The following is an 11,800-nucleotide window of genomic DNA, read 5'->3' on the forward strand; positions in this document are numbered from 1 at the left end:
TGTCTTGTAACGAAGTCGCTTGACGCCCATCAACCCACGTGCCCAGTCCGATTTTTCCACCAGTTATCCACATTATTCAACCAAGGAGTCATTTATTAATGGAAGTTCATGCGCATTGGATGCAACGGTGCTTAGCACTTGCCAAAAAAGGGGCAGGGGCAGTCAGCCCAAATCCATTAGTGGGATGTGTATTAGTATCACCGGAAAATGAGGTCTTGGCAGAAGGCTGGCATAAGCGATTTGGCGGCCCTCATGCCGAGGTGGAGGCCATCTATTCTGCATCTCAAATACATACAAATCAATTACTTAGATCATGCACCTTGTATGTTAATATGGAACCTTGTAGCCACTATGGAAAAACCCCTCCTTGCGCCGATCTTATCCTTAAACATGGCATACCACGGGTGGTTACGGGTATGAAAGACCCTAACCCGATCGTTGCTGGCACGGGAATTCAACGGTTGCGTGCGCATGGTGTAGAGGTGATAGAGAACGTGCTGGAACATGCTTGCAAACGTTTGAACGAACCCTTTACCCATCATTTGGGGACAAGTTATCCACATATTCATCTTAAAATTGCCCAAACGTTAGATGGATCGGTAGCGACGGCATCCGGGCACTCAAAATGGGTGACGGGTAGCGAGGCCCGAAAAAAGGTACACTTGTGGAGGGCTTCTCACGATGCCGTGTTGGTGGGATATCAAACCGCACGGAACGACAACCCTGCACTGACCGTTCGTCATGTAGAAGGCCGACAACCCATCCGGGTCGTATTAGACCGAATGGGCCAATTACCAGATACCTTGCAAATCTTTCGGGATGGGCTGGTGTCTAAGACTTGGGTTGTCGTGGCACCAGGTGTCAACCCAGTTTATGCGGAACTTCTCCACAAGGGTGGTGGAAAACTTGTGCATAACCCTGTGCACGAGGGACATCTTGCATTGTCGGCCTTGTTCAGGCAATTGGGGCACGGTGGATTGGGACAAGTAATACAGTCGGTCTTGGTCGAAGCCGGACCGGGGCTTGCCACTGCCTTGATGCAAGAAGACCTTGTAGATCGGTTGTCGCTGTTTATTGCCCCCAAATTGGTGGGCGATGGAGTGCCTTCTTTTCGTGGGCTTGGCATTTCAACTATGAGTCAAGCCATTGATTTTAATGAACATAAATGGGAACAAATAGGCCATGATTTACTGTTTACTGGCTGGAAGCGTACCGTTTAAAACATTTCTCATCAGACAAACCATACACGATGAGTGAAATTATTACCGGAAAAGACCTACAAAGAATCGGCTGGAAGCCGGGCAAACTCTTGGGTATGGCGAAAGCAGCCGCCGAGTCTTTGCTTTTAGAAGGCTTGAACAAACAAACCGTTTTGAACATCCTAAAAGATATTCGGGTTACGCCTAACAACTTCATAGATCACTTAACCCTTCGCGGCTTGGCGGAGGCCGTCATTCAAGAACAAACACCTGTGCCAACACCTTCCCCTATCGCATTACGCCCAGAGCCACTTCCTTTTAAGACTTGGGGCACGCACCTGATAGATGAGGGCACGCAGCAGCAAATGAGGTCGGCTATGCGATTGCCTATTGCAGTAGCAGGGGCATTGATGCCGGATGCCCATATTGGATATGGCCTACCCATTGGTGGGGTGTTGGCAACCCAAAACGCAGTCATTCCATATGCCGTGGGTGTGGATATTGCCTGCCGGATGATGCTTTCCGTGTTCCCGGAGCCGCCTTCTTTGCTTCAAGCACAGCACAAGAGACTACGAAAGGCCCTGCTGAATGAAACACACTTTGGTACAGGAGATCGCTGGCGCCCCCACGACCCCAATACTCCCGATCATGACGTCTTAGATGCACCCCTTTGGCATGCAACCCCGCTCTTGCGTTCCCTCCGAGACAAGGCACATGCCCAACTCGGAACTTCGGGTACGGGGAATCATTTTGTAGAATGGGGCTCCATAACGGTTTTGGCCCCCGACGCTGAAACAGGACTTCAGCCGGGCCAATATCTTGCATTACTTTCGCATTCTGGTTCGCGAGGCGTGGGGGCACGCATTGCCGAGCATTTTACCCGTGTAGCCACAGCCCTTCATCCCACACTGGCACAAGAAGTCCGACATTTGGCTTGGTTGAATTTGGACAGCGAGGCAGGCGAAGACTACTGGCAGTCCATGCACTTGGCAGGAGCATTTGCACAGGCAAACCACCACCTTATTCATCAGCGAGTAGCGCGTGCAGCAGGTCTTGAAGCCTTTTTTATGGTAGAGAATCACCACAATTTTGCTTGGAAAGAATACCTCGCAGACGGGCAAGAAGTGGTGGTTCACCGCAAAGGGGCAACCCCAGCCAGCCCCGGTGTCCTTGGCATCATTCCCGGCTCTATGGGGGATACCGGGTTTTTAGTCCGTGGATTGGGCCACGCCCTTGCCCTCAACTCGGCTTCACATGGGGCCGGAAGACTCCTTAGCCGTAAGGCAGCCAACAATAGCATTACCAAGCATGATCGAGATGCCTACCTAAAAGCGCGTGGTATTACACTGCTCAGTGGTGGGATAGATGAAGCCCCACAAGCTTATAAACCGATTGGCGAAGTAATGACTGCTGAATCCGATTTGGTGGAAACCATTGCACGTTTTAAGCCTGCCATTGTGCGGATGGCATAAACCGTTATGGTGAACGCCCCCCCGACCAACGCAAGCGTCTTCTCATGGGAAGCGTAAGATGCATATGTCGCACGTCTCCTGCCTTAACCCTCCAGTTCCCGCTCTAATTGGGTAATGGTATCTCGAAGGTCTGCTGCCCGTTCAAAGGCCAGATCTTCGGCAGCTTGGTGCATTTCTTTGGTTAATTGCGCAATGAGGTCTCGTTTTTGGTTGTCGGTTAGGTACTGCGTTACCGGATCAGCCACCAATCTAAGTTGTTCTGGGCCACCATAGTGATGCATCGAATAGACATTCGCGGGTTGCTCTGGCTTGTGGTCTGCAATGATGGTTCCTTTTCGGATATCGTCAATAGACTTCACCACCGTTCTTGGTGTAATCCCATGTTCTTGGTTATAGGCCATTTGTACTGCTCTTCGTCTTTCCGTTTCCTCCATCATCCGTGCCATAGAACCAGTTACCCGATCGGCGTAGAGGATCACCAAGCCTTCTGCATTACGGGCAGCACGTCCCGCTGTTTGAATCAACGACCGATCAGAGCGTAAAAAACCCTCTTTATCAGCATCCAAAATGGCCACCAACGAGACTTCCGGCAGGTCTAATCCCTCACGCAGCAGGTTGATTCCCACCAAAACATCAAATATGCCCAGTCGTAAATCGCGCAGAATATCCACCCGTTCCAAGGCATCAATATCGGCGTGCATATACCGAACCCGGACATCAAAAGATTTCAGATAGTCAGTTAGATCCTCGGCCATGCGCTTGGTGAGGGTTGTGACCAACACCCGTTCACCACGTCCAGAACGGGTATGAATTTCGTCTAAAAGGTCATCTATTTGATTTTCGATGGGTCGGATTTCGATTATTGGATCTACAATACCCGTAGGTCGGATGACCTGCTCCACAAAAACACCTCCGGCTTGACCTAACTCATAATCGGCGGGCGTGGCGGAGACATAAATAACCTGATTGGTCAGTTCGGTAAATTCTTCGAACTTCATCGGTCGGTTGTCCAAGGCCGAGGGCAACCGAAAACCATGTTCTACCAAGTTTAACTTTCGGCTTCGGTCACCATTATACATTCCTCTGATTTGTGGAATGCTGACATGGCTCTCGTCAATAATGAGAAGGTAATCTTTCGGGAAATAGTCTAACAGAGTATAGGGACGATCGCCGGGATTACGTCCTGTTAGGTGTCGGGAGTAATTTTCAATTCCATTACAAAACCCGACTTCACGGAGCATTTCCAAGTCATAGATCGTTCGCTGTTCCAATCTTTGGGCTTCCAATAACTTTCCTTCATTGCGCATGACTGCCAGCCGCCAGGTTAATTCTTCCTGAATGCTGTGCATGGCCTTCTCTAACAGGTCGGGTGACGTGACATACAAACTAGCCGAGTACAAGGTCAGCTCCGATTCTTCTCCAAAGGTTTTACCCGTCAACGGATCAAATCGGGTGAGGCGTTCCACTTCGTTTCCCCAAAATTCGACGCGATAGGCCTGGTCGTCGTAATAGGCAGGCATTACTTCCACAACATCTCCGCGTACGCGAAAGGTCCCACGTTTAAATTCAATGTCGTTCCGATTGTACTGCATCGAGACCATTTTCTTGAGCAAGTCGTTGCGTTCTAATAACTGTCCACGCTTTACGGTTGCCACCATTTGGGCAAAAACCTCGGGCTCACCAAGGCCGTAAATGGCCGAAACACTCGCCACTACAATGACATCTCGCCGCCCCGATACCAAGGAACTTGTTGCACGGAGCCGGAGACGGTCTATCTCGTCATTAATGGCAAAGTCTTTTTCGATGTACGTATCTGAAGACGGGATATAGGCCTCAGGTTGGTAATAATCGTAGTACGAGATAAAAAACTCGACCGCATTATCTGGAAAAAAAGATTTAAACTCCGCATAAAGCTGGGCGGCCAACGTTTTGTTGTGGCTCATTACCAGTGTAGGCCGTTCTACTTGTGCAATGACATTAGAGGCCGTAAAAGTTTTACCCGTACCCGTTGCACCCAATAATACCTGGTGTTTATCACCGCGTAGGATCCCTTCTGCCAATTCCCGAATAGCAGTAGGCTGATCGCCCATCGGTTTGAATTCCGAGATCAATTGAAAGGCAGGCATAGGCTAAAAATTAAGGTTGGTAAGTTGCTGGCTGAATATCACACAACAGCTACAATAAACGATTGTTCCAACAACCCCATAAGATAAAATGTCCCTATGACAACCGTGTGACAGGGACATTTCTTAAATTATCACCAAAGCAACTTTCAGTCTTGGGGGAGCCGATAGTGGCGCGGGACAGGTGTACTCAAGGCTTCCGTAGGATTTGGAACCGAGTGATGCAGACCACCTGCAAGTGGGTCATCAAATGTAAGCGGGACATTACCTGCCATCGTGCGTTCGCTCCATGTTAGGTGTTCCGACCCGTCGTCGCGGCGCTCCATGGTGATGCAGCTTTCTACCGGACACACCAACGAGCAAAGGTTGCACCCCACGCAGTTTTCCTCTACGATATGCGGCACCCGACTACCGGGCGTTAGTTTGATGGCCTGATGTGCGCCATCTTCGCAGGCGGTATAACAAAGCTGACAACCAATGCACTTCTCTTCGTTAATTTCGGCCACCACTTTGTACTTCATGTTCAGGTTTTCCCATGTCAGTACCTGATCCAATGCCTTCCCCCGAAAGTCCTCGATCGTTTTAAATCCCTTATCGTCCATATAGCCCGCAAGCCCAGCAACCATTTCGCGGATAATCCCAAAGCCAAAGTGCATGACTGCCGTGCATACTTGTACCGTACCCGCGCCGAGTAGCATAAACTCTACGGCATCGCGCCAGTTTTCGATACCACCAATGCCCGAAATAGGCACATTAACTCCGGCATCTTGCGCACAATTTTTGGTCATATTTAGGGCAATTGGCTTAACTGCTGGCCCACAATAACCACCATTTGTGCTTTTGCCATCCACAATCGGATACGGTACAAAGCGGTCAATATCCACCCCGACCAAACTTTGAATGGTATTGATCAACGAGAGCGCGTCGGTTCCACCTGCTACTGCGGCTCGTGCTGGTTGAGTAATGTCGGTGATATTGGGTGTTAATTTAGTGATAACGGGCACGGTCGAGACTTCTTTTACCCATTCAACAATGGTTTTCAGCACTTTGGGTTCTTGCCCCACTGCCGATCCCATGCCACGCTCACACATTCCATGCGGGCAGCCAAAATTCAGTTCAATGCCATCGGCTCCCGCATTTTCTACGTCTCGTACAATCTGATGCCATTCTTCGCGTGGCCCCACCATCAGGGACGCAATGACCGCATGATGCGGGAACCGTTTTTTCACCTCCTCTATTTCGCGGAGGTTATCCGAGAGCGGCCGATCCGAAATCAATTCAATATTATTAAATCCCACCATCCGGCTATTGCGGTAATTGACCGCACCGTATCGGCTCGAAACATTCACAACGGGAATGCCCAATGTTTTCCAGACCGCCCCGCCCCATCCGGCATCAAATGCCTTCATAATCTGATACCCACTATTGGTGGGCGGTGCAGACGCGAGCCAGAACGGATTTGGCGATTGAATGCCTGCAAAGTTTACCAATAAATCTGCCATGTCTTTTTTTGTTTTGCGGTTGGATAAATCAGGACGGAGACAAGAGCCATTGGGCTATGTGTTGACCGGCTTTTCGGCCTTCGGCGGCGGCATTTACCACTTCTTTACCCCCATTTGCGGCATCTCCTCCCGCAAAATACTTAGGATTGCCTGTTTGACCTGTGGTTGTGTTCCATACAATGCGGCCTTTCGCATCGGTCTCAAGATTAGGGATAAGACCCAAAAAAGAGGTTTGGCGTGCTTGCCCCGTTGCACGGATCACCCAATCCGCTTCCACCACAAAATCGCTATTGGGAATAAGGGTTAATTTCCCGTTTTCGAGGATTGTTTTTTGGAATTGCACCCCTGCCACACGCCCGTTGTCCCCCAAAATGGCCACAGGTGCGGCATTAAACAGGCTCTGTACGCCCGCTTCTTTCACCAGATCGTATTCAAAATGATACGCACCCATGTCATTGGGCGACCTCCGATAGGCCAATATCACCGATTCTGCACCCATTCTGGCACATTCTGATGCGGCATCCATCGCTGTATTCCCGCCACCCAGCACCACCACACGTGCCGGAACGGCCACCGCATGGTGTTCCATACGTAGTCGTTCTACGAACTCTACCGCACCCATGTAGTTTTCCAAATCCTCGCCGGGGATGCGAAGCGGAGCAGTTTCACCAAGACCAATACCAATAAAAATAGCCTCATACGCCTGTTCCAGTTCCGCCAATTGCTCGCGGGTTTCGATCCGGTGGTTGTAGTGAATCTGGAAGCCAAATTGTTTTTCGAGATAGACCATCTCATCCAAAACCTCTTCATTGGTAATTTTATAGGGTGCAACCCCATAGACCGTTAGGCCGGAAGGTTTGTCTTTTGCTTCAAAAACCACAACCTCGAAGCCACGCATCCGTAGTTCGCACGCACACGAAAGCCCTGCAGGCCCGGCTCCAATGATTGCCACCTTCTTTCCATTGGCTGGAGGCAACACAAATAATTGCTTTTCTTGGCGAATAACCGCGCCTGTTGCATAGCTTTGCAGGCGGCCAATTTCGATGGGTTTTACGTGTTGCAGGTTATACACACAAGCACCTTCGCACAGCACTTCTGTTGGGCAGACTTTTCCGCAGGCATACCCAAACGGATTGGATTCGTAGATGGTTTTGGCCGCGCCCGTTACATGATCGGCATGGATTTGCCGAATAAAGAGAGGAATGTCTATGCCAGTCGGGCAGGCCGTAACACAGGGTGCATCATAACAAAACAGGCAGCGGGCACTTTCGTAGTATGCCTCGGTTTGGTTCATCAGCGGTTTAAGCTGTGAGAAATTGCGCTCAAAATCAGATTCCGAGGCAGGGGGCTGGTAAAGGGCCATCTTTTCAAGGGTTCAGGAGATGGAAAAACGCCGCCAGAGTCCGCGTTTGGTATCTGGCGGGTGTTTATAAACAAAAAAACGTAAATCAGGGTGCGACTAAGGGGCCGTAGGAATCGGGTCGGCGATCACGGAAAAACTGCCACGTGGATCGTACTTCTTCTATCATGTCTAAGTCAAACTCTGCGACCAAAAGTTCGTCTTGGTCTTCGGAGGCTATGGCAAAAATTTGCCCGCGAGGATCCACAAAGTAAGACGAACCATAAAATTTGCCAATGCTCCACGGTTTTTCTTCCCCCACTCGGTTGATGCAGCCCATAAAATAGCCATTCGCGGCGGCATGAGCGGGTTGCTCCAACTTCCAGAGGTATTGCGACAGCCCGGCTACCGTTGCCGAAGGGTTATACACAATCTCGGCCCCATTCAGGCCAAGCGCACGTGCTCCTTCTGGAAAATGGCGGTCGTAGCAAATATAAACCCCCACTTTGCAATATGCGGTTTGAAACACCGGATAGCCCAAGTTTCCCGGTCGGAAGAAGTATTTCTCCCAAAAACCAGACGTATGGGGAATGTGGTTTTTGCGGTATTTACCCAAATAGGAGCCATCGGCATCAATTACTGCCGCCGTGTTATAAAGAAAACCCGCCTGTTCCCGCTCATAAATCGGGACGATAATCACCATTTGGTATTTTTTGGCGTATTCCTGCATTCGCTCCACCGTTGGACCGGGGATGGCCTCTGCCGAGGCATACCACTTGTTGTCTTGTCCCGGACAAAAATAGGGCGTATTAAAAATTTCTTGCAAGCACAAAATCTGCACCCCTTGCTGGCCTGCTTTTTCGATGTAGGGGATGTGCTTAGAAACCATCGCCTCCATAATTTCGGATATGGAGCCTTCGCCTTCTGTCATGGGCAAACTCATTTGTATGAGGCCGGATTTTATTTTTCTGGGCATGGGAAATAGGTTTATAGGGTTAATGGAGTAAAAAGGCGTTTAAATCACACCATTTACTTTTTTTCGTTTGATAAACTTGCCGTAACCGGGAGATACCTTGCGTTCTCCATTTTCGATGGCCACCTCGCCCCGCATCAAGACCGTTTTGGTTTTACCCTTTACTTCAAACCCTTCATATGCCGAGTAGTCGGTATTCATGTGGTGGGTCTTGACAGAGAGGGTATGGACTTCGTTCGGATCGAACAGTACCAAGTCCGCATCGGCTCCAATGGCAATGGTTCCTTTTTTAGGGAACATTCCAAAGATTTTGGCGGCATTCGTAGCAGAAACCTCCACAAATTTATTCAGCGAAATCCGACCTTTGTTCACCCCTTCCGAGAACAACAACTCCATACGGTGTTCGATGGCCGGATGGCCGTTGGGGATTTTGGAGAAGTCTTCTATGCCCATTTGCTTTTGTGCCCAACTAAACGGGCAATGGTCGGTGGCCACTACCTGAACCGAGCCTTGGTTAATTCCGGCCCAAAGTGCAGATTGGTCTTTTTTCTCGCGCAGGGGCGGACTCATCACCCACTTCGCTCCGTCAAAGTCTTGTTCGTAGAGCGTGGCATCCAGCACCAGATATTGGATACAAGTTTCGGCATAGACTTTTTGGTTACGGTGTGCAGCCCGTCGCACTTGGTTGAGCGCACCCTCGCACGTCATATGGACGATATAGGCCGGAACGCCCGTATAATGCGCCAAATCTGCGAAACGCCCAGATGCCTCAGACTCCGTGATTTCGGGTTGCGACAAATAATGGTACAACGGCGCTCTTTTGCCCTCGGCACGAAATTTGGCCACCAAGAAGTCTATTAAATCGCCGTTTGTGGCATGAACCGTCACCATTCCGCCTTGGGCTTTCACCTCATTCATCAACCCCACCATCTGGCGGTCGTCTATCATCAAGGCCCCTTTATAAGCCATAAAGGTTTTGAACGATATAATGCCTTCGTCTTCCACCATTTCACGAATTTCCTTGCGTGTTTCGTCGTTAAAGTCTGTAACGGCCATGTGGAAGCTATAATCGCAACACGCTTTTCCGTTGGAACGTCCTTGCCACGCTTCGAGTGCGTGGCGCAACGACTTGCCCTGCGTCTGAAGGACGAAATCAATCACCATCGTCGTTCCGCCATGCAAGGCAGCAGTGGTTCCCGATGTGTAGTCGTCACTGGAAAAAGTGCCCATAAACGGCATATCCAAGTGTACATGCGGATCAATTCCACCCGGCATCACCAGTAGTCCAGACGCATCCAATACGCGATCTGCCTGTACGGATAAATGTTGTCCAATGGCCGAGATCGTCTCGCCCTCCACCAGAACATCGGCCTGATAAACGGCATCCGCTGTAACGATCGTCCCATGTTGAATAAGGATAGACATGATTTTAAGCGTTAAAAGAGTGACTAAGCATAGTTCCGATTTCTCATCAGGGCAAAATACACCCCAAAGGCCACTATAAATCCAGTAAACCAAGAAAGCGTATAGAGAAAGTCCAGTGCAGGAATCCAATAACCTGAAAGCGCTACCAAAACACCCACCAAAAGTGCCACGATTGCCGCCAGGTTAACGCCTGACCCACCATAAGCAAATGGCCCGTTTGTGCGGTATAGGTCTGCAAGGGCGAGTTGTTTTTTTCGGATCACGAAATAATCGCAAAGCAAAATACCAAGAACAGGCCCCAGTAAGCCGCTCACAAAAACCAGAATGGAGCTGATTTGGTCCATCAACCACCACGGGCATAAGGCGATCCCCACGACTCCGGCGAGAACACCTCCGGCCCGAAAACTAATTTTTTGCGGGAATAGATTAGAAATCGCATTGGCAGGTGCAATCACATTGGCAGCAATATTGGTGCTGAGCGTGGCAATAATCATGGCCACTTGCGCAAACACCACCACCACCGGATTTTGGAACTTGGCCACCAACGAGACCGGATCCCAAGGCGCATCCTCGCTGGTCAGTACGTCTTCGAAGGCCACCAACGCCGCAGCCGTTACAAAAATGCCTACAAACGAATAGAATATCATGGTTCCGGGTAATCCGATAAACTGCCCCGCCACCTGATCTTTTTGGCTTTTCGCAAAGCGGGTAATATCCGAGATACTGATAGACATCGTAGCCCAGAAGCCCACCATGGCCGTAAACCACAATATATACTGCCAAAATGGAACGCCTTGGTTGGCGTTTTCGGGCGCAGCCGCAACCCAAGACGATGTATGGCCTTTGCTATTTCGGAACTGGGCTTTGATGGTTGGTTCAACGCCAGATAAAGATTGCACCGGAATTTCCACTAAACCACTGGCCGGAATCGTCTGCCACCCTATGGAGGTCTCTTCCCCCTCCCCAGAAACCGCAAGTTGCACCTCCGAGGCTTTTAAACGCCCATCGGGATGTTTTAGCGGATTGAACTTCACCCTGAGCGTGGCATTTTCCTCTCCGTTTGACGCATTAGGCATCCAAACCACCGTAGGTTTTTGCATCTGCTCGCCCATCCGCAATACTTCCGCAAACCCACCTCCGTGTTGATAGCCCCAATAAATAAACACCAAACCCATCACTATAAGAATCGGAGCCGAAAAGTCCTCCAACCACTTAATGCTCTCGGTTCCGCGCCAAATAAAATATATATTTAGTAGCCAAAACAGCGCAAAAGCCAGAAACTTCCCAACCGAGAGGCCCACCACGCCTTCACTACCGGTAAGTACATTCCAGATAGAATAAAAGGCAAGACCGCCAATCCATGTTTGTACCCCAAACCAACCACACGCCACAAAACCCCGTACCAACGAGGCCAAATGAATGCCCCTTATACCAAATGCCGCCCGTCCAATCACTGGAAAAGGAATCCCATACCGTACACCCGCATCACCATTCAGCGCCATCGGAATGGTAATCACCACATTGGCCAAGCCGATAATGAGCAAGGCCATTTGCCAACTAAGACCCGACCGCATCATGTACGAAGCCAATAAATAGGTGGGGATACAAACCGCCATACCCACCCAAAGAGCGGCCAAATCCCACTTTTGCCACGTTCGTTTTTCAGGTGGAACAGGAGCCATATCTTCGCTATACAGCGGCGACGATAACACATCGGAGGGTAACGACATAAGAAATGAAGGTCTATAGAAAATTAAAAAGGGACTT

General features: G+C 49.9%; 8 protein-coding genes. 2 read left to right on the forward strand and 6 right to left on the reverse strand.

Translation table 11 applies throughout. The annotated features are described in order from the left end of the window. The first annotated feature begins 98 nt into the window (after nucleotides 1-98). Both ribD and JNN12_14340 read left to right on the forward strand, forming a co-directional pair. Complete coding sequence (gene ribD / locus JNN12_14335) at nucleotides 99-1,220, forward strand: bifunctional diaminohydroxyphosphoribosylaminopyrimidine deaminase/5-amino-6-(5-phosphoribosylamino)uracil reductase RibD (protein ID MBL7979513.1); 1,122 nt, start codon at nucleotides 99-101, stop codon at nucleotides 1,218-1,220. A 29-nt stretch (nucleotides 1,221-1,249) separates the two neighbouring features. Beyond that, nucleotides 1,250-2,671 (forward strand): RtcB family protein, encoded by a 1,422-nt coding sequence (locus tag JNN12_14340; protein MBL7979514.1) that lies wholly within the window; start codon nucleotides 1,250-1,252, stop codon nucleotides 2,669-2,671. An 83-nt stretch (nucleotides 2,672-2,754) separates the two neighbouring features. Here the strand turns inward: JNN12_14340 and uvrB are convergent, their stop codons facing one another. From uvrB to JNN12_14370, 6 genes are all read right to left on the reverse strand, one after another. Continuing rightward, nucleotides 2,755-4,797 carry an excinuclease ABC subunit UvrB gene (uvrB, locus tag JNN12_14345; protein ID MBL7979515.1) on the reverse strand — a complete coding sequence of 681 codons (2,043 nt, stop codon included), beginning with the start codon at nucleotides 4,795-4,797 and terminating at the stop codon, nucleotides 2,755-2,757. 146 nt (nucleotides 4,798-4,943) lie between these two features. Then, complete coding sequence (gene preA, locus JNN12_14350) at nucleotides 4,944-6,296, reverse strand: NAD-dependent dihydropyrimidine dehydrogenase subunit PreA (GenBank protein MBL7979516.1); 1,353 nt, start codon at nucleotides 6,294-6,296, stop codon at nucleotides 4,944-4,946. Between the two features lie 28 nt (nucleotides 6,297-6,324). Next, on the reverse strand, nucleotides 6,325-7,659 hold the full coding sequence (locus JNN12_14355; GenBank protein MBL7979517.1) for an FAD-dependent oxidoreductase: 1,335 nt from the start codon (nucleotides 7,657-7,659) through the stop codon (nucleotides 6,325-6,327). An 85-nt stretch (nucleotides 7,660-7,744) separates the two neighbouring features. After that, nucleotides 7,745-8,578 (reverse strand): acyltransferase, encoded by an 834-nt coding sequence (locus JNN12_14360; GenBank protein ID MBL7979518.1) that lies wholly within the window; start codon nucleotides 8,576-8,578, stop codon nucleotides 7,745-7,747. Nucleotides 8,579-8,650: 72 nt separating this feature from the next. Beyond that, entirely contained in the window at nucleotides 8,651-10,033 is a 1,383-nt protein-coding gene (gene hydA / locus JNN12_14365) for a dihydropyrimidinase (GenBank protein MBL7979519.1), read from the reverse strand. Between the two features lie 23 nt (nucleotides 10,034-10,056). Further along, the gene (locus JNN12_14370; protein ID MBL7979520.1) at nucleotides 10,057-11,763 is read right to left on the reverse strand and encodes an NCS1 family nucleobase:cation symporter-1; all 1,707 of its coding nucleotides are present in this window, start codon (nucleotides 11,761-11,763) and stop codon (nucleotides 10,057-10,059) included. Between the last annotated feature and the right edge of the window lie 37 nt (nucleotides 11,764-11,800).

This window comes from Bacteroidetes Order II. bacterium (genome assembly GCA_016788705.1).
In the GTDB taxonomy this organism is placed as follows: Bacteria; Bacteroidota; Rhodothermia; order Rhodothermales; family UBA2364; genus UBA2364.

Excerpts from the sequence above, each read along its gene's own strand:
- ribD (MBL7979513.1), top strand. The coding sequence starts at position 99 with ATGGAAGTTCATGCGCATTGGATGCAACGGTGCTTAGCACTTGCCAAA.
- preA (MBL7979516.1), bottom strand. The coding sequence starts at position 6,296 with ATGGCAGATTTATTGGTAAACTTTGCAGGCATTCAATCGCCAAATCCG.
- JNN12_14370 (MBL7979520.1), bottom strand. The coding sequence starts at position 11,763 with ATGTCGTTACCCTCCGATGTGTTATCGTCGCCGCTGTATAGCGAAGAT.
- JNN12_14360 (MBL7979518.1), bottom strand. The coding sequence starts at position 8,578 with ATGAGTTTGCCCATGACAGAAGGCGAAGGCTCCATATCCGAAATTATG.
- JNN12_14340 (MBL7979514.1), top strand. The coding sequence starts at position 1,250 with ATGAGTGAAATTATTACCGGAAAAGACCTACAAAGAATCGGCTGGAAG.
- uvrB (MBL7979515.1), bottom strand. The coding sequence starts at position 4,797 with ATGCCTGCCTTTCAATTGATCTCGGAATTCAAACCGATGGGCGATCAG.
- JNN12_14355 (MBL7979517.1), bottom strand. The coding sequence starts at position 7,659 with ATGGCCCTTTACCAGCCCCCTGCCTCGGAATCTGATTTTGAGCGCAAT.
- hydA (MBL7979519.1), bottom strand. The coding sequence starts at position 10,033 with ATGTCTATCCTTATTCAACATGGGACGATCGTTACAGCGGATGCCGTT.